Annotated in this window: 15 protein-coding genes; 13 read left to right on the forward strand and 2 right to left on the reverse strand. The window is 63.6% G+C overall.

The genetic code is table 11. The features are described 5' to 3' along the window. Window position 1: 1 nt before the first annotated feature. Together SPH52_RS18335 and SPH52_RS18340 are read right to left on the reverse strand one after the other, a co-directional pair. Entirely contained in the window at window positions 2-1,414 is a 1,413-nt protein-coding gene (locus SPH52_RS18335; RefSeq protein ID WP_411796502.1) for a cytochrome ubiquinol oxidase subunit I, read from the reverse strand. A 329-nt stretch (window positions 1,415-1,743) separates the two neighbouring features. Continuing rightward, on the reverse strand, window positions 1,744-2,730 hold the full coding sequence (locus SPH52_RS18340) for a calcium/sodium antiporter (RefSeq protein WP_411796503.1): 987 nt from the start codon (window positions 2,728-2,730) through the stop codon (window positions 1,744-1,746). A gap of 144 nt (window positions 2,731-2,874) precedes the next feature. Here SPH52_RS18340 and SPH52_RS18345 point away from each other — a divergent pair, with 144 nt between their 5' ends. The 13 genes from SPH52_RS18345 (at window position 2,875) to SPH52_RS18405 (ending at window position 18,000) form a co-directional block, all read left to right on the forward strand. Further along, the gene (locus SPH52_RS18345; RefSeq protein WP_411796504.1) at window positions 2,875-4,221 is read left to right on the forward strand and encodes a PqiA/YebS family transporter subunit; all 1,347 of its coding nucleotides are present in this window, start codon (window positions 2,875-2,877) and stop codon (window positions 4,219-4,221) included. Beyond that, entirely contained in the window at window positions 4,218-5,894 is a 1,677-nt protein-coding gene (pqiB, locus tag SPH52_RS18350; protein WP_411796505.1) for an intermembrane transport protein PqiB, read from the forward strand. Before SPH52_RS18345 ends, pqiB begins: the two co-directional genes overlap by 4 nt. Before the next feature lie 57 nt (window positions 5,895-5,951). Continuing rightward, on the forward strand, window positions 5,952-6,539 hold the full coding sequence (locus SPH52_RS18355) for a membrane integrity-associated transporter subunit PqiC (RefSeq protein ID WP_411796506.1): 588 nt from the start codon (window positions 5,952-5,954) through the stop codon (window positions 6,537-6,539). Window positions 6,540-6,600: 61 nt separating this feature from the next. Further along, entirely contained in the window at window positions 6,601-7,119 is a 519-nt protein-coding gene (locus SPH52_RS18360) for a helix-hairpin-helix domain-containing protein (protein ID WP_411796507.1), read from the forward strand. A 166-nt stretch (window positions 7,120-7,285) separates the two neighbouring features. Next, window positions 7,286-8,602 (forward strand): DEAD/DEAH box helicase, encoded by a 1,317-nt coding sequence (locus SPH52_RS18365; RefSeq protein ID WP_411796508.1) that lies wholly within the window; start codon window positions 7,286-7,288, stop codon window positions 8,600-8,602. A 93-nt stretch (window positions 8,603-8,695) separates the two neighbouring features. Further along, a complete protein-coding gene (locus tag SPH52_RS18370; RefSeq protein WP_411796509.1) occupies window positions 8,696-9,244 on the forward strand; it encodes a hypothetical protein in 549 nt (182 codons plus the stop codon). Beyond that, a complete protein-coding gene (locus SPH52_RS18375) occupies window positions 9,234-10,448 on the forward strand; it encodes an MFS transporter (protein ID WP_411796510.1) in 1,215 nt (404 codons plus the stop codon). The genes SPH52_RS18370 and SPH52_RS18375 overlap by 11 nt, the downstream gene beginning before the upstream one ends. A 94-nt stretch (window positions 10,449-10,542) precedes the next feature. Beyond that, entirely contained in the window at window positions 10,543-11,298 is a 756-nt protein-coding gene (locus SPH52_RS18380) for an ABC transporter ATP-binding protein (RefSeq protein WP_411796511.1), read from the forward strand. Between the two features lie 16 nt (window positions 11,299-11,314). Beyond that, window positions 11,315-13,678, forward strand: a complete 2,364-nt coding sequence (locus tag SPH52_RS18385) for an ABC transporter permease (RefSeq protein WP_411796512.1) — start codon at window positions 11,315-11,317, stop codon at window positions 13,676-13,678. A gap of 36 nt (window positions 13,679-13,714) precedes the next feature. Then, on the forward strand, window positions 13,715-14,923 hold the full coding sequence (locus SPH52_RS18390; protein WP_411796513.1) for an efflux RND transporter periplasmic adaptor subunit: 1,209 nt from the start codon (window positions 13,715-13,717) through the stop codon (window positions 14,921-14,923). A gap of 76 nt (window positions 14,924-14,999) precedes the next feature. Further along, window positions 15,000-16,052 carry an asparaginase gene (locus tag SPH52_RS18395; protein WP_411796514.1) on the forward strand — a complete coding sequence of 351 codons (1,053 nt, stop codon included), beginning with the start codon at window positions 15,000-15,002 and terminating at the stop codon, window positions 16,050-16,052. A gap of 73 nt (window positions 16,053-16,125) precedes the next feature. Then, window positions 16,126-16,362 carry a DUF2789 domain-containing protein gene (locus tag SPH52_RS18400; protein ID WP_411796515.1) on the forward strand — a complete coding sequence of 79 codons (237 nt, stop codon included), beginning with the start codon at window positions 16,126-16,128 and terminating at the stop codon, window positions 16,360-16,362. A 117-nt stretch (window positions 16,363-16,479) separates the two neighbouring features. Continuing rightward, window positions 16,480-18,000 (forward strand): diguanylate cyclase, encoded by a 1,521-nt coding sequence (locus SPH52_RS18405; RefSeq protein ID WP_411796516.1) that lies wholly within the window; start codon window positions 16,480-16,482, stop codon window positions 17,998-18,000. Window positions 18,001-18,035: the final 35 nt, after the last annotated feature.

Consider the following 18,035-nt stretch of genomic DNA (forward strand, 5'->3'; position numbering starts at 1 on the left):
GTCAGACTCCCTCCTTGGTTGGATCATCGTCATACGGGGTGTGGGTCGCCGACCACGGCCGCTTCGGGGTCTCGAAATCGTCGATCACCTTCTCCTCGTCCTTGGGTTGCATGCCGTAGCGGATGACCCGCGTCAGGTAATAGGTCCCGGCGTAGAAGATGATGCCGTACACAAGGACGTAGCCGATCAGGGTGAACAGCGCCATGCCGCCGGTCAGCGAGGGCGTTACTCCTTCGGCGTGGGTCATGATGCCGTAGACCAGCCACGGCGCCCGCCCCGACTCGGTGGTGATCCAGCCGGCAAGCACGGCGATGAAGGGCGTGACGGACATCAACCTCAGCATTTGCAGGTAGGGTCGCGAGTGGTAGACCCTTCCGCCACGCCTCAGGTACAGCCCCACCAGCGATACCGCGATCATCAGGAAGCCGAGGCCGACCATGACCCGGAATGCCCAGAACACCAGCGCTACCGGCGGCTGCTCTTCCGGCGGCGCCTCGGTGATGCCGGGGATCTCACCGTACAGCTCATGCGTGAGAATCAAGCTCGCGGCATAGGGGATGCCGATCTCGAAGCGGTTCTGCTGCGCCGCCTGGTCGGGCCAGGCCGCGACCAGGAACGGCGCGCCCTCGCGGGTCTCCCAGTTACCCTCCATGGCGGAGAGCTTGACCGGCTGGTACTCCAGCGTATTGAGCCCATGGAGATCGCCGACGAAGGCCTGGGTCGGGGTCAGTACCAGCAGCATCCACAGGCACATCGAAAGCGCCTTGCGGTTCGCTTCCACGTCGCGGCCGATCAGCAGATACCAGGCACTGACACCGGCAACGACGAAACTGCCGGTGATGAACGACGCTATGGCCATGTGGGCGAAGCGATACGGGAAGGAGGGGTTGAATATCGCCTCCATCCAGGAGGTGACACGGAAGGTTCCATTGGCGAACTCGACCCCGGCCGGCGTGTGCATCCAACTATTGGCCGCCAGAATCCAGAAGGTCGAGATGAAAGTCCCCAACGCGACCATGGCAGCGGCGAACAGGTGCACTCCCTGCGGCACCCGGCCGCGACCGAACAGCAGCACACCGAGGAAGGCAGCCTCGAGGAAGAAGGCGGTCACCACCTCGTAGCTCAGCAGCGGTCCAATGAAGTTGGCACTTGCCTGGGAGAAATTGCTCCAGTTGGTACCGAACTGGAAGGACATCACGATGCCGGAGACCACCCCCATGCCGAAGGCGACGGCGAAGACTCTGGTCCAGAGATAGGCCAGGCGATCCCATGCCGGATTGCGCGTCTTGTAGAACAGTGCATGCAGAACGGTGATGTAGGACGCCAGGCCGATGGTGAAGACCGGGAAGATGGCGTGAAAGGAGACAACGAAGGCGAACTGCAATCGCGATAGCAATACGGGATCAAGCTCCATGACGTACCTCTTGGCTGCGAAAGAGTCAACGTCTCAAGGGATGCGAAAGCACACAGGGTGCCGTTGTTGTGCTTCCGACCACGTCCTTCCTGGACATGTCGTGACGCATTTCACCTCGACACTCGGCTAGGGTTTTCCCAGAGCCTAGAACAGTGAGACACGCAGGGCACCGTCGCTTACAAAAGCCTACGCGCCATAACACTGCCCCAGGTCAATACTTGCCAACATGTCTTGTGCTTGTACCTGTCAAGACTACAAGAGCCCGGGCGCCGAGTCCCCGCTTCTTGCTGTGTCGGGTTGTCGCAGCGCTCCCCTCTACAAGTCCTTCCCTACAGCGCCCCAGCACTGCGTACGACCAGTTGGACCATGAACACGGTGTAACCGATGAACAGCGCCAGCAGCATCGCGCCTTCGAGCCTATTGATCCGTCCCGGGCGCCCCTTCCAGCCAATCGCGAAGACGGTCATCAGCAGCGTCATGACGGTCATCAGGCTCCAGTCACGCAGCAGTACCTCACCCCCCACTTCGATGGGATGAATGACCGCGGCCAACCCGACCACGCCCAGCGTGTTGAACAGGTTGGATCCCACCACGTTGCCCACCACCAGATCGTGTTCGCCCTTGCGCAACGCGCTGAAGGATGATGCCAGCTCCGGCAGCGAGGTGCCGACGGCGACGACGGTCAAGCCGATGATCAGGTCGCTGACGCCAAAGCCGATGGCGATCTCCACCGCCCCCCAGACCAGCACGCGCGAACTCAGCACCAACAGGGCCAGCCCGACAAGCGTCCAGACCACACCGCTGCGCAGTGTCATCGGATGGGCCTGCAGGCTCTCTTCGGTTTCGGTAGCCAGCGTATCGGCGCTCGAGCGACGCGCCTGCCAGATGCTGAAACCGATCACCACCGCCAGCAGCGCGAGTAACAGGCTGCCTTCGAGACGCCCGATCAGCCCGCCCCACATCAGCAACGCCGACAAGAATGTCACCGCCACCAGAATTGGCAATTCACGCCGGATCACGCTGGAGTGCACCGCCAGCGGCGTGATGACCGCCATGAGCCCCAGGATCAAACCGATATTGGCGATATTCGAACCATAGCCATTGCCCAGCGCCAATCCCGGGTTGCCCTGGCCCGCCGCCAGCGAAGACACCATCAGTTCAGGCGCCGAGGTACCGAAGCCGATGACCAGCATGCCCACCAGCAGCGGCGACACGCCGAGACGGCGGGAGGTCGCTGCCGCACCATCGACGAAGCGCTCGGCGCTCCAGACCAGCAGCACAAGACCTGCCACCACAGCCATCACGGGAAGTAACAATTTCGTCTCCTCAGGGGAACATTCAGGGTCGAATGTTTGTATATGGTACGCATGGCGTCAACGTGTCACACTTCAGCATGCCCCCAGCTCATGCGAGCGGATGGGCACTCCTCGCTTCATTACCGTCGTCGGGTCGTCACTCAAGTGTTCAACCAGCCCCTTCGCTTCCTGCCCGCCCCTGGCGAACCGCGGGTGGACCAGACCCCGCCAGAGGTGCGCACCTCACGACGACGCCTGCGTGCCTGCCACGAGTGCGACTGGCTGGTGGCCTTGCCACCATTGCGGGCAGGGCAACGAGCGGAATGCCCACGCTGCGGGCACGTCCTGGCCACACGCCACCATCGCCCGGCCCAGCGCAGCATGGCACTGGCCATGGCGGCCATGGTCGCACTGTTGCTGGCGATCTCCTTTCCCTTCGTCAGCTTCAGCGTCAGCGGTTTCGGCAACCGTATCGAGCTTACCCAGACGGCAACCACACTGATCGGCTTCGATCAGCCGCTGGTAGCCATTGCCGTGATCATGACGATCGCCGTGCTGCCCGGCATCTATCTGTTAGGCGTGATGTGGCTGCAACTGGGTCTGCTGCAGGAGCAGCCCCTGCCGGCCAGCCGAGGCATTGCCCGCACGCTGGCTCATCTTAACCCGTGGATGATGGCCGACGTCTTCATCATTGGTGCGCTGGTCAGCCTGTTCAAGGTGGCGGATCTGGCCCAGATCGAGCTGGGGATATCCTTCTGGGCCTTCTGCGCCTTCGCCCTGCTGCTGCTGGCCACCACCCAGTCCATCGACTCGGACTGGATGTGGTTCTCGTTGGCCGGTGAACCGCTGGCCCCCGAAGGAGCCCGCACCGGAGCGACAGCCGCCAGCCAGGGCCTGACTGGCTGCCCCACCTGCGGGCTGGTCAATCACCTGGGGGCCGACAGGCGCGGACACTGCCGACGCTGCGGCGAAAGGCTGCATGCACGCCTGCCGCACAGCCTGCAGCGCACCTGGGCGCTGCTTGCCGCCTCCGCACTGATGTACATCCCGGCCAACGTCTATCCCATCATGACCACTACCAGCCTCGGGCATAGCGCTCCCTCCACCATCATCGGCGGAGTGGTGGAACTGATCCAGATGGGTTCCTGGCCGGTTGCCGCGGTCATCTTCGTGGCCAGCGTGATCGTTCCGGTGGGCAAGCTGGTGGCACTCGCCTGGCTCTGCCTGGTGGTCAAGCGCAGCAACGAGCTAAACGCCGGCAGCCGCACGCGGCTGTATCGCCTTACCGAGTTCATCGGGCGCTGGTCGATGGTGGATGTCTTCGTGGTCGCCATCCTGGTGGCGCTGATTCGCGCCGGCTCGCTGATGTCGATAACCCCCGGCCCTGCCGCCCTGGCGTTTGGCGCCGTGGTGGTATTGACCATGCTGGCCGCCATGACCTTCGATCCCCGACTGATCTGGGACACGCCCCTGCCGCGTGAATCCCGTGAAACGCAAGGAACCACTGGATGAGCGATACCCCTCGCGACAACGAGGCCTCCCGCGACATGCATCGTGCCAAGGCCACGCCGCAGCGACGCCTGTCGCCCATATGGATCGTGCCCATCGTGGCCATGCTGATCGGGCTCTGGCTGGTCTATGACAATTACCGTAGCCGTGGCCCGCTGATCACCCTGACCATGAGCAATGCGGAAGGCATCGAGGCCGGCAGCACCCTGATCAAGACCCGTAACGTCGAGGTAGGCCGGGTGGAGCGCGTGCAGCTCTCCGAAGACCTGTCGCATACCGTGATCACCGCGCGTATGTCTCCCGATACCGATGCCATGCTGACCGAAGGCAGCCGCTTCTGGGTGGTCAAGCCGCGCATCGGCCGTGAGGGCATCAGCGGATTGGGCACCGTGCTCTCCGGCGCCTTCATACAGCTCCAGCCGGGCAGCGGCGAGCCCGGCGTGCGCGAGTTCGCGGTCAGCGATCTTCCCCCCGTGGCACCGGCCGATGCCCCCGGGCTGCGTATCAACCTGGTCAGCCAGCTCGGCAACTCGCTGCGCGCCGGCGACCCCGTGACCTACCAAGGCTACACCGTGGGCCGCGTCGAGGAAGCCAATTTCGACGCCGATACCCGGCGTATGACCCAGCGCATCTTCATCGAGAGCCCCTACGACCGCCTGGTCACCGACAGCACTCGCTTCTGGTCGGCCAGCGGCATCGACCTGCGCCTCGATGCCGACGGCATCCGTGTCAACGTGGAATCCCTCGAAGCCCTGCTCGGTGGCGGCGTCACTTTCGGCGTGCCCGAGGACCTGCCGCAAGGCGGTCCGGTGGAGAACGACACCACCTTCAACCTCTACCCCGACGAAGAGAGTGCCCGCCAAGGCACCTTCAACCGCTACCTGGAGTACGTACTGCTGGTGGAGGACAGCGTACGCGGCCTGTCGCGTGGTGCCCCGGTGGAATTCCGTGGCGTGCGTATCGGTACCGTGGCGGCCGTGCCCTGGCAGTTCACCGCCGAGCAGCCGGGCACACGCAACGGCTTCGCCATTCCGGTGCTGATTCGCATCGAACCGCAACGACTCGGCATCGAGAACCAGCAGGTCGACCTCGAGGAGTGGGACGAACGCTTCAAGCGCCTGTTCGGGCTCGGTCTGCGTGCCTCGCTCAAGTCGGGCAACCTGCTCACCGGCTCGATGTTCGTCGACATCAACTTCTATCGTGACGAAGCGGAGGACTACCTGGCGGAGAACTTCAGCGAGCGCACTGTCTTCCCCACGACATCGACCGGCTTCGCCCAGATCGAGGCCCAGGTCACCGCTCTGCTGGAGAAGCTCAACGCGCTCGAGATCGAGCCGCTTCTCGCTGGCCTGGACCGCAACCTGACCGCCTCCGAAGCCATGCTGGGCGAGGTACGCGAGCTCAGTGCCTCACTGCAGGGCATGCTCGACGACCCGGGGACACGCAACCTGCCGGCCAATCTCAACGCCTCGCTGGAGGCGCTGCGGGAAACCCTGGAGGGCCTGTCACCGGATTCCAACGCCTATCGCGAGCTGACCGCCACCGCCGAACGGCTGGAGCGACTGATGCGCGATCTGCAGCCGGTCACGCGTACGCTCAACGAGAATCCCAGGGCGCTGCTGTTCGACAGTCTCGACGCCGTGGATCCGACACCGCGCGCACCGCGACGCAACTGATGAGGTCCGTCCAATGAATCGCTATGCTGTTGTCATTGCGTCGAAAGGGAGCGCTGCATGAGGTGGATGACCTGGCTTGCCCTGCTGGCAGGCACGCTGTTGCTTGCCGGCTGCGCCTCGCCCACGGCGCCGGCCAACCGTTACATGCTGCCCGATAGCGGCACCACGCTGTCGGGTGGCAGCTCCGCTGCGGGTCACTTGCTGGTCGTGCAGCCGCCGCGCCTGGCGCACTATCTGGATACCGACGGCATCGTGCTGCAACTCGACGACATCACGCTCAACGCCGCCCGCCAGCACCTCTGGGCCGAGCCGTTGGGACGCCAACTGGAACGCGGCCTGCGCGCCAGGCTGGCCGAGCGCCTCCCCGACACCCGGGTCATGCGCGACGAGGCCAGCCTGGGTCGCAGCGAGGCTCTGCGTCTGCGCCTCGAAGTCGACCGCTTCCAGGGGCGTCATGACGGCCTGGCCATCGTCAGCGGCCAATGGCAGCTGCTGGCACCGGACGGGCGTCTGCTGGCCATGGAGCGCTTCCATACGGAGACGGAACTCGACGACGACGGTTACCCTGCCCTGGTTCGCGCACTGGGCAGCAGCTGGGACCGGGTGGCCAGCGACATTGCCGCGGGTATCAGGCAGGCGCGCTGAACCGTACCTGCATGGCCATCCTGGTCTAGTCTGATAAACGAACCGACCACAAGGAAGTCACATGCCGGCCAGCCCTGCCATGCCCAGCCAGGCGATACCTGATCGCGATACCGCCCTGGCGCTGCAAAGCCTCGCCCAACGACTCGAGCGAGAACTGCTCGCCGCGCTGGAGTCGACCTCCCCCCAAGCTGCCGTTGACCGGCTGGAGGCGATCTGCGCGTACCGCGACCAGCTTGCGGAGACGCTCCGCCGTATCGTCCCTGACTTGGAGCAGTCCGTGCTGGAAAGCCTGCGCCTGGGCCTGGATCGGTACGCCTGCGATCTCTACCAACGTGGCGGCTGGGAGCATCTGGACGAGACCAGGCGAACCACCCTGCTGTCACGACACGCGAGCGGACTCATGCAGATCAAGGGGGTCGGTGCGGCGAGCGCCCAGATCCTTTTCTCTCATGGCATCAGCGACCCCGAACGGTTTCATCGACTGACGCCGGAAGCGCTCGACCAGATCGAAGGTTTGAATGCCTCCGTGCTAGCCCGCCTCAAGGGCAACCTCGAAGCTGGCCAAGGGCAAGAGACATAAGTGAACGGAAAGCTGCAACGCGAGGAATAAGCTGGCATAATACCTCCACGCGGCGATTCGTGGTCCCTCCTGCCGCGCCCCTGAACCGAATTTCTCACGTCTTGGCCCGGGACTGGTCATGTGCAAGCTGCTCATGGCACGGCGAGGACGTATCTGCGGAGACCGCATGACCCTTTTTTCCGAACTCGGCCTGCGGGCCGAACTGCTGCGTGCTGTCGAAGCACAAGGCTACACCGTACCGACCCCGATCCAGCTCCAGGCTATTCCCACCGTACTCAAGGGTGGCGATCTGCTGGCCAGCGCTCAGACCGGCACCGGCAAGACCGCCGGCTTCACCCTGCCGATGCTGCAGCGCCTGGCCGACGGCCCGCGCCCCGGTCAGCGTCACGTACGTGCACTGGTGTTGACACCCACCCGTGAGCTTGCGGCTCAGGTAGGTGAGAGCGTCGCCGACTACGGCCGGCATCTCACCCTTAAGAGCCACGTCATCTTCGGTGGCGTTGGCCAGCAGCCTCAGGTCGACGCCATTCGCCCCGGCCTCGACGTGCTGGTGGCGACCCCTGGACGTCTGCTCGACCTGCACCAGCAGAAGCACGTGGATCTATCCCGAGTGGAGATCCTGGTACTCGACGAAGCCGACCGCATGCTCGACATGGGCTTCATCCACGACATCAAGAAGATCCTGCGGGTACTGCCCGCAAAGCGTCAGAACCTGCTGTTCTCGGCCACCTTCTCCGACGAGATACAGACCCTGGCCGACAAGCTGCTCGACAATCCCGACAAGATCTCGGTGGCGCGCCGCAATACCACGGCAGAAACCGTCGACCAGGCCGTCTATCGCGTCGATCGGGAGAAGAAGCGCGAGCTCCTGGCTCACCTGATCACCCGGCACGCCTGGCATCAGGTGCTGGTCTTTACCCGCACCAAGCACGGCGCCAACCGCTTGGCCGAGCAGCTCTCCAAGCAGGACATCCCGGCCATGGCGATCCATGGCAACAAGAGCCAGTCGGCACGCACTAAGGCGCTGGCAGCCTTCAAGAGCGGTGACCTGCAGGTGCTGGTGGCGACCGACATCGCTGCCCGCGGCCTGGACATCAGCGAACTGCCCCATGTGGTCAACTTCGAACTGCCCAACGTCGCCGAGGATTACGTGCACCGTATCGGTCGCACCGGCCGTGCCGGCAGCGAGGGCCAAGCCGTTTCCCTCGTCTGTGTCGACGAGCACGGTCTGCTGAAGGGCATCGAGCGGCTGATCAAGCGCGATCTGCAAAAGCACATCGAACCCGGATTCGAGCCCGACCCCAACGCCAAGCCCGAGCCGATCGAGAACGGCCGCAACCGGCGCGGTGGGCAGGGCGGCCAAGCTCGTCAGGGCGGCAACAATCGTAGCCAGTCGGGCCAGCGCAGTGCTGGCAACACGACCGGCGGCGATGCCCAGGCTCCGCGTCGCCGCAGCCGCGGTCAGCGCACTCGTCGAGCCTGAGCGGTTCGCTTAGGGAAGCTTGGCGGTTGGCGAGGGATATGGGATGGTATACGGCCCATAAAACCTCACCTGACGATGCAAGGAGGCTCGAGCATGCTTAAATGGCTGACCGGAAAGCAACCCATTCCGGTCTGGGTCATCAAGCAGATCGATGATGGCCTGCTGCATCTCTGCGGCCAGGGTAGCATCGAGCCCCGAACCAAGCGCAGCAGCGTCATCGAGGACCTTCATGCCGGGCGCTTCGAGGGCGCCGTCAACATGTCCAGCGGCGGCCTGGTGCTCAATGCACGGTTGTTCGCCGCGCTGGTGCCTCTCGAAGCCCTGCAGTTGGATGCCCAGGGGCACGCCCACTGGCAAGGACGCATCTGGCACGTCGCCCAGGCACCGCAGCGCTGCTGGACCTTCGAAGGCCGCCTGATCGCCCAACGCCAAGTGCTGGGCGATCAGGAACAGTTGGTCAGCGTCGAGGACGTTTCGGATATCCGGCGCCAGGTCCAGCAGTCCGCCGATCCAGGACAGGTTAACTTCGATTCCCGCGGCGTCAACGAGCACCCTTTGATCGCTCGCCGCGATGAAGACGACGCTTCCGCAAGGCAAACAGCCAACAGGAGAACCGGCAAGTGGCGAGGCCATGACGACTGACATCCGCCCCGACCCTCGACGCGTTGCCCTCTTTCTATTCCTGATGGTGCTGGTGGGTCTCAACCTGAGACCCGCCCTCTCTTCACTTGCCCCGCTGCTGGTGCGCATCAAGGCCGAAACCGGTCTGACGCCTCTTGCCATCGGAGCCCTGACCACACTGCCGGTACTCTGCCTGGGAATCTTCGCCCCCCTGGCCCCCTGGCTGGCCAAGCGCATGGGGCCCGAGAGAACCCTGAGCCTGTCTTTGGGCATACTGATCCTCGGCCTGTTGCTGCGCGGCGTGCCAGCCGTACCGTTGCTGTTCATCGGCACCCTGTTGGCAGGCGCCGCCATCGGCATCGCCGGTACCCTGCTCCCGGCGCTGGTCAAGCGTGAGCTGCCCGGCGGAGCGGATCTTATGACCGGGGTCTATACCATGGCCCTGTGCCTGGGGGGCGCCCTCGGCGCCGGCCTGAGCATTCCCCTGGCCAACCTGCTGGGGGGCTGGCGTTTCAGCCTGGTCAGTTGGGGTCTTCTGGCCGGACTGGCCTTGCTGGCCTGGGTCGCACTCATGCCGCGCACGCCGCGCCCCATCGCCACGCCCCCTGCAGGTGGCAGCATGCGCGAACTGCTCGCTCAGCCACTGGCATGGCAGGTAATGCTGCTGATGGGCACCCAGTCATCATTGGCCTATATCGTCTTTGGTTGGCTGCCGACGCTGCTGCAGGCTCGCGGGTACAGTGAATCCGAATCCGGCTGGATGATGGGTGCTTCGGTCATGGTACAGCTGATATCCGCCTTGGGAGCGCCGTGGCTGGCACGCTTCAGTCGCGACCAGCGGCCGGCCCTGCTGCTGGTGCTGGGCTGTGTCGGCGCCGGCCTGTGGATCCTGTTACAGGCCGATGCCAGCTGGCGTTGGCTCGGAGTGGCACTCCTGGGGCTGGGCCAGGGCGGCAGCTTCAGCCTCGCCCTGACCCTGATCGTGCTGCGCACGGCCAATTCACGTCTGGCCGGCAAGCTCTCCGGCCTGGCCCAGGGCGGTGGCTATACCCTGGCGGCCATGGGCCCCCTGGCCGTTGGCGTGCTGCTGCAGCTCGAAGTGAGTATGAACGCACTCACCCTGGTGCTGTTGCTGATCGTGGCGGCTGCGGTCGTCTTCGCCCTGCTGGCCGGGCGCAACCGGCGCCTGGATATCAGCGAAGATGGCAGGCTCATCACTCGATAGGCTTTTGCATTTCGTTGACCTCGATCAAGCGTATAAGAGTAACGCGGCATGCTAGCCTAGCGGATAACGGCCCCCACCAGGCGACCCATACGTCATGTCAGAAGTGGTGTTCCAGACCCGAGGTTTGAAGCGTTTCTACCAGATGGGTGAAGTCACCATACAGGCGCTCCGCGGCGTCGACCTGGAACTGTTCAAGGGCGAACTGGTGGTAATGCTCGGCGCATCTGGCTCGGGCAAGTCGACGCTGCTCAATATCCTCGGTGGCCTTGACAGCCCCAGCGAAGGTTCATTGCTTTACCATCCAAGCTACCAACCTCATTCCTCCATTGCGCCTTCGTCACCGCAGCACGAGTTAGACCTGGCAAAATCGAGCCAGCGGGAGCTGACCCGGTTTCGCCGCCATCACGTAGGCTTCGTGTTTCAGTTCTATAACCTGATCTCGAGTCTCACCGCGCGGGAGAACGTCGCCATCGTCACCGACATCAGCCGCAACCCGCTGACCCCGGAAGCGGCCCTTGCACTGGTGGGCCTGGAACATCGCCTCGATCACTTTCCCTCCCAACTATCGGGCGGCGAACAGCAGCGTGTCGCCATCGCCCGAGCCGTAGCCAAGCAGCCCGACGTTCTGCTGTGTGACGAGCCCACCGGGGCGCTCGACTTCCAAACCGGCATACGCGTGCTCGAGGTGCTCGAACAGGTCAATCGCGACACCGGCACCACGGTGGCGATCATTACCCACAACGAAGTGATAGGCGACATGGCCGATCGCATCATCCGCCTGCGGGACGGCCGGGTGGATCATTTGCACGTCAACGCCAGCCGCCGCAAACCGCAAGAGCTTCGCTGGTAATTCGGCGACGCCTACGATGCAGACTCTCCACCGCAAACTCTATCGCGACCTCTGGCGCCTCAAGGGGCAGGCGCTGGCCATTGCCATGGTCATTGCCAGCGGTGTCATGACCCTGGTCCTTGCCGTGACCACCCTGGAGTCGCTGTCCGGCGCCCGGGACCGCTTCTACGCCAGTCATCACTTCGCCGAGATTTTCGTCGAGGTAAAACGGGCGCCCCTGGGCATGCTGGAGCAACTGCAGCGGCTCGATGGCGTCAATCTGATCGAGCCCCGGGTTCGCGCTGCGGTACGCCTGGCGGTTCCCGGCTACGGCGACCCCGTACGCGGCCAACTGTTGTCGTTGCCCGACGGACGTCAGCCGCTGCTCAACCGCCTTCATTTGTTGGCGGGCAACCTGCCGGAAGCCGGGCGTGACGATCAAGTGGTAGTGTCGGATGCCTTCGCCGAAGCGCATGGCCTGGCACCCGGGGACGAGCTGGAGGCAATCGTCAATGGTCGCCGCACGCGACTGACCCTGGCAGGTATTGCTCTGAGCCCTGAATTCCTCTTCCAGGCCGCTCCTACCGACCTGATGCCAGACTACCGTCGCTATGCCGTGCTATGGATGAACCAGCGCGCCCTCTCCCGGGCCTATGGCATGGAGGGGGCATTCAACAGTTTGACCCTGACGGTTCAGACAGGGACCAGTAAGGCTGGTGTCATGGATGCCCTGGACCTGGTTTTGGCCCGCTATGGAGCACTAGGCGCTCACACACGTCATGACCAGCAATCGCATCGTTTCATCGAAGAGGAACTGAACCAGCAGCGCATTATGGCGACCGTGCTGCCGGCGATATTCCTGACGGTGTCGGCATTTCTGCTCAATGTGGTAATGGGACGCATCATCCAGACCCAGCGTGAGCAGTTGGCCGTGCTCAAGGCCTTCGGCTACCGTGATGGCGAACTGGCCCGCCACTACAGCCTGCTGGCGGGATTGATCGTACTGGTCGGCTGGGCGATCGGCGTGGCACTTGGCGCCTGGGCGTCCAGCGGCCTCGCGGCGGTCTACCGTGAGTATTTCCGCTTCCCGGAGATGCCCTTCGGCGTACCGGGCTGGGCATTGGCTCTTTCGCTGATGGTAACGCTGAGTGCCGCACTGGCCGGTACCTGGCATGCGGTATGGCGAGCGGTAAGCCTCCCGCCAGCCGAGGCCATGCGTCCACCCGCACCACACCGCTTCCGACGCAGCTGGCTGGAACGCCTGGTCCCGGCAGCCCTGCTCGGCAACGAGGGACGCATCGTGGTGCGCAACTTGGCTCGATATCCAACCAAGGCTGGCTTTTCGGTAGTGGGAATAGCCCTCTCTGCCGGGCTGTTGATGATCGGCGCCTACCAGCTCGCAGCAGTAAACGAGATGATCGATCAGCAGTACCGCAAGGTATTGCAAATGGATGTCGAGCTCACCTTCAATGAACCTGTTGCGACAAGCGCAATCGGTGAACTTCGGCATCAGCCTGGCGTATTGGCGGTGGAGGCTTGGCGGCATGTGCCCGTGACCCTGTTACATGGCCATCGCCAATACCGCACCAGCCTGTTGGGCATGGAACCCAACCCGAGGCTGCGTCGCGTACTCGATGTGAGCGGCCGCCCACAGCAACTACCCGAGACGGGTGTCATGCTGACGCGTCATCTGGCCGAGATGCTGGATGCCAGGATCGGCGACGAGTTGGAAGTCGCCATCATGGAGGGCCGCCGCGAGCGTGTTCAACTGCCCTTGACGGCCTTGGTGGAGGAACCGCTCGGTGTGGGCGCCTACCTGCGCCGCGACACCCTCAATGCACTGATGCGCGAGAGCCCTGCGATCAACGGTGCCTGGCTGCTGGCAGACACGGCGTACACGGGCGAACTGCATGACGCACTATGGGAAATGCCCAGCGTGGCTTCGATCGGGCTGCTGGCAGAGGCCGAGAGGGGCATTCGCGAATACATGGATGAGACACTGTTGCTCGTCGCGACGATCTTCGTTGGCATTGCCTCCTCGATTGCCTTCGGCGTGATCTACAACAATGCCCGCATCGCCTTTGCCGAGCGGGCCAGGGAGCTGGCGACGCTGCAGGTGCTGGGTTACACCCGTCTGGAAGTGGCACGCATACTGCTGGGCGAGGTTGCCCTGCTCACCCTGGCGGCCATTCCGATGGGCTGGGCCTTCGGCATCGTTTTCATACGCCTGCTTCATCAAGCCTTCAGCAATGACTTGTTCCGTTTACCGCTGGTCTACACAACACAGCTCTTTGGCTTCGCCGCCGCCGGTGTCCTGGTCACTTCGCTGATTGTCGGCGTCCTGGTGTACCGGCGCCTCGGTCGTCTCGATAAGTTGCGTGTACTCAAGGCCGTGGAGTGATGAGCTCATGAGCCGTCTTTACGAGAGGTTGAACGAATGAGCGCACGGCGCACTTGGCCCCGTTACGTGGCTTGGGGCATAGCGGGTCTCGGACTGCTAGGTCTGCTGGTCTGGGCGTTGCGTCCCTCACCGGTTCCGGTCAATGTGGCACGAGTCACGGTGGGTCCGTTCGTCGACTCAATCGTCGAAGAGGGCCGCACTCGCCTGCGCAACACCTGGAATGTCTCGGCTCCCATCACGGGTTACCTCCAACGCGTCACTCTAGAGGTCGGTGACAGCATCGAGGAAGGCCAGGCACTGTTCCAGCTCGAACCAAGCCCAGCCCCAGCGTTGGACGTGCGAACCCGTCAGCAGGCCGAAGACAACCTGCAAGCCGCTCAGGCGCGTTTCCAGGCCGCTCAAGCCAATCTCGAGACGGCCCGGGCCGATCGACGCTTCGCTGAATCGGAATACCAGCGCTACCAGCAGCTGCAGCAGCGTAATCTCATCTCTACTGCCGATCTAGAGCAGCGTCAGAACCAGCGTGACCGGCTTCGAGCGCAGGAAAATTCGGCGTCTTCAGGCGTCGAAGTGGCTCGCTTCGAAGTGGAAAGCGCTCGCGCACTGCTGGCAATAGCCAGCGGACAGCGCAGCGAGGCTGATCAGCCTCAGTTGCAAGTTCGCGCACCGATATCCGGGCTTGTGCTGACACGCTACCGCTGCTGTGAAGGCAGCGTCTCCGCTGGAGACCCGATACTCGAACTCGGTAGCCTCAACGATCTCGAGGTCCAGGTCGACTTACTTTCCATGGATGCCGTGAGATTGCGCCCTGGCATGGCCGTCAACATCACCGGATGGGGCGGTGAGCCGCTGACAGGCGAGGTCAGGCGCATCGCTCCTTCCGGCTTCACCCGCACCTCTGCATTGGGCGTGGACGAGCAGCGAGTGCCGGTGACCGTGGACTTCTCCGCTGGGCTCGACCTGGCCGCACTCGGCCTTGGCAGTGGCTTTCGCGTGGATGCCGAATTCCTGATATGGGAAGCAGATCAGGTCTTGCAGATCCCTACCAGCGCACTGTTTCGCCATGATAGAGAGTGGACAGTGTTCGTAATAGAAGAGGGACGGGCTACACGCCGCATGGTGGAGTTGGGCCGTCGCCAAGGGCTCGTTTCTCAGGTGCGCGCCGGGCTTAACGAGGGCGAAATCTTGATAACGCATCCGGGCGATAGAGTCGCAGAAGGTGCAAGGGTTGTGATTGACGAGTGAGATGCTAAACGAATCTCGGTATCATTGCCTCCGCACCCCTTTGGTGCCTCCTTGAACATCATTGCCAGGATCTGCCATGAACGAGTCTCCCTTCGTCGATCGCCCCGTGCTGGTGCTCTATACCGGCGGCACCCTGGGCATGGTACCCAGTGCCGAAGGGCTCGCCCCGGGTGGGGATATCGAGGCAAGGATCAGGCATGCCTTGGCCGGCCTGCCACCCAGTCGCCAAGCACAGCTCCCTCGCTTCACGCTCCAGTCGGTAGACGACCCCATCGACTCGAGCGCAGCCAACCCCAGCGACTGGCAGCGCCTGGGCGGGCTCATTGCTGAAAGCGTACGCAAACATGCCGGGGTGGTCGTGCTGCATGGCACCGACACACTATCGTGGACCGCTTCGAGCCTGGCCTACCAGCTCCAGGGGCTGGATCGCCCCGTGGTCGTCACTGGCGCCATGCAACCGCTCGAAGCCGAAGGCAGCGACGCGCTCGACAACATCGAACTGGCCCTGCGCTGCGCCGCCAAGCCGGAACTGCAAGAGGTCGCAGTGGCCTTCGCCGGCCGGCTGCTGCGCGGCGTTCGCACGCGCAAGACCCACAGTGAGGCCGACGACGCCTTTGCCAGCCTCAACTATCCCGTGCTTGGCGAACGCATCGACGACGATGTGATCCTCTATCCTGGCCGCGGTCTCGAAGCCCAGCAGCGCGGGGCGCCACGCTTCGAACTGCCGGATTACTCGACGCTGGCCGATGGCGGCGTGGTCAGATGCGTACTCTGGCCCGGCATCCAGGCCTGGCAATTGAACGCCTGGCTCAGCGATCCCCGCGTACGCGGTGCGCTGCTCGAGGTATGGGGCGGAGGCAACGTCCCACCGGACCCCGAGCTGATCGGCGTTCTGGCCAGAGCCAGCGGTGAAGGCAAGCTGATCGCCGCGATCAGCCAATGCCCCATCGGCGGCATCGCCCCCGGCCATTACGCTGCCGGGCAAGGACTGCTGCAGGCCGGCGTTCTCTCGGGCGATGCGATGACGCCCGAGGCCGCCATGACCAAGCTTGTCCACCTGCTGGCACAGCCACTTGACGACCAGGAGCGTCGCCGGCGCTTCCTGACCCCCTTGGTGGGTGAGCGTTGAGCGGCTGACTTCCTGCTGCAGTCAGACTAAGTTGAACATGATGAACCGAAACCGCTGGCCCAGGAGTTGCGACATGGAGCATCCCGTGCATCCTTTTACCGAGCTCTTCGAACAGCTCGGTCTATCCGCCGACGAAGCCTCGATTCAGGCCTTCATCGAGCAACATGCTCCGCTACCTCCCACCATGGCGCTCCACGAAGCCCCCTTCTGGAGCCCTTCCCAGGCCGAATTCCTCGAGGCGGCGCTTGAGGATGACGCCGACTGGGCGGAAGTCGTCGACCACCTGGATGCATCGTTGAGGAAGCAATAAAACCTCAAACGCTTGCTCGATAGCCGTTCTGATAGGCTTGGCCGGGGACAACAAGAATCAGCATGGGCGGGGAAAAATATGCCGATCGATAGGATATCGATAGCGGAATCTTCTGGCGTGGGCGATCCCGCCAGTCTGCAACTACCACCCTTGCCCGAAACCCTGCGCACCCGCCTGGCCGAGTGCCGTACCCTGCCCAGCCTGCCGGCAGCCGCGGCACGGGTAATTGCCATTGCGCGCTCCCCCGATCCCTGCCTGACCGACTATGCCCGAACCATCGGCCAGGACCCTGCACTTACCCTGCGGCTTCTCGCCATGGCCAACAGCGTTTCTTATTCGCGAGGTGGAAACCCGGTCTCCACCTGCCTGGATGGTGTCTCACGCATCGGGCTGGATGCGACCCTGGCAATAGCCTTGAGCTTTGGTCTTCCCCGCCCCGGCGCCAGTGCCGTCCTCGAACACGAATATCTGTGCCAGCGTGCCATCATCGCCGCCACAGCCACACAGGAGCTGGCCCAGCACCTCTGTCCGCACGAGGCCCCCCAGCTGTTCACCACCGCTCTGTTGCAGGATATCGGCATACTGGCGTTCGAAGCCCTGGATGGCGAAGCGTATGCCACGCACATCCCCGATCTCCGCCAGCACCAGAAGCTCAGCGAGGCAGAGAAGGAGCGCTACGGCTGCGACCATGCCCTGGTCGGCTCATGGCTCGCCGCGAGCTGGGGAGTGCCCGGTTCTATCGCAGCCGGCATCATCGACAGTCATGGCCCGTTGGCCGATGGAGATGCACGCAAGCTCTGCCTGCGCCTCTCCTGTCGTATCGCCGACTGCTGGCTGGCGGCCGACTCGGCCTCTGCTTTCAGCGCCCTGCTACGCCAGCTCGCCTCTATCGCCTCGCTGGACATCGTCATGCTGATGACAGTGATGCAGGAGCTACAGCATCGCTTGCCTTCACTGGCACGCCTGTTCGAGATCACTTGCCCACCCGCCATCGACAGCACCCACCTGCTGGCCGAAGCCAAGGAACTGCTGTTCGAACAAAACCTGAAAATGACCATACGGCTTGCCGAGCAGCAGCGAGAGCTGGAAGCCCTGCATGCCAGCCATGTCGTTCTGGACGAACAGCATCGCATCGACCACCTTACCCAGTTGGCCAACCGCCCCTGGCTGGAGAAGCGCCTCGCGCAGCACTTCGACTGCGCCAAGCGCGCCCGCCAGCCGCTCTCGGTAATGTTCATCGACCTCGACCATTTCAAGCGTATCAACGACCGTTTCGGTCACCGCTTCGGCGATGAAGTGTTGATCCACTTTGCCGCAGCGCTCAACAACATGGTTCGCGAAAGCGATATCGCCGGACGCTACGGTGGCGAAGAGTTCCTGGTGATCATGCCCAATACCCACCGGGAGCAGGCCAGCATCCTGGCCCAACGCATTCGCGAGTACCTCGCCAGCCAGCCGCTGACGCAGGCCGATGGCGAACCGCTGCACGTTACCGCGTCGATCGGTATCGTCGACCTGGAAGACGGTGAGTTCGAAGATGCGGCAACTCTGGTCGATGCCGCCGACAAGGCCATGTACGGGGTAAAGCATGGCGGCCGGGACGGCGTGGGTCACTACGAGGATCCTGATGACTCCTGAGAGCGTCTCCCCAGAATGACCAGAAAGAGAGAGGG

It is taken from the genome of Halomonas sp. A29 (assembly GCF_046723295.1).
GTDB lineage: Bacteria > Pseudomonadota > Gammaproteobacteria > Pseudomonadales > Halomonadaceae > Halomonas.

Excerpts from the sequence above, each read along its gene's own strand:
- SPH52_RS18335 (WP_411796502.1), bottom strand. The coding sequence starts at position 1,414 with ATGGAGCTTGATCCCGTATTGCTATCGCGATTGCAGTTCGCCTTCGTT.
- SPH52_RS18375 (WP_411796510.1), top strand. The coding sequence starts at position 9,234 with ATGACGACTGACATCCGCCCCGACCCTCGACGCGTTGCCCTCTTTCTA.
- SPH52_RS18390 (WP_411796513.1), top strand. The coding sequence starts at position 13,715 with ATGAGCGCACGGCGCACTTGGCCCCGTTACGTGGCTTGGGGCATAGCG.
- pqiB (WP_411796505.1), top strand. The coding sequence starts at position 4,218 with ATGAGCGATACCCCTCGCGACAACGAGGCCTCCCGCGACATGCATCGT.
- SPH52_RS18400 (WP_411796515.1), top strand. The coding sequence starts at position 16,126 with ATGGAGCATCCCGTGCATCCTTTTACCGAGCTCTTCGAACAGCTCGGT.
- SPH52_RS18370 (WP_411796509.1), top strand. The coding sequence starts at position 8,696 with ATGCTTAAATGGCTGACCGGAAAGCAACCCATTCCGGTCTGGGTCATC.
- SPH52_RS18385 (WP_411796512.1), top strand. The coding sequence starts at position 11,315 with ATGCAGACTCTCCACCGCAAACTCTATCGCGACCTCTGGCGCCTCAAG.
- SPH52_RS18360 (WP_411796507.1), top strand. The coding sequence starts at position 6,601 with ATGCCGGCCAGCCCTGCCATGCCCAGCCAGGCGATACCTGATCGCGAT.
- SPH52_RS18380 (WP_411796511.1), top strand. The coding sequence starts at position 10,543 with ATGTCAGAAGTGGTGTTCCAGACCCGAGGTTTGAAGCGTTTCTACCAG.
- SPH52_RS18365 (WP_411796508.1), top strand. The coding sequence starts at position 7,286 with ATGACCCTTTTTTCCGAACTCGGCCTGCGGGCCGAACTGCTGCGTGCT.
- SPH52_RS18355 (WP_411796506.1), top strand. The coding sequence starts at position 5,952 with ATGAGGTGGATGACCTGGCTTGCCCTGCTGGCAGGCACGCTGTTGCTT.
- SPH52_RS18395 (WP_411796514.1), top strand. The coding sequence starts at position 15,000 with ATGAACGAGTCTCCCTTCGTCGATCGCCCCGTGCTGGTGCTCTATACC.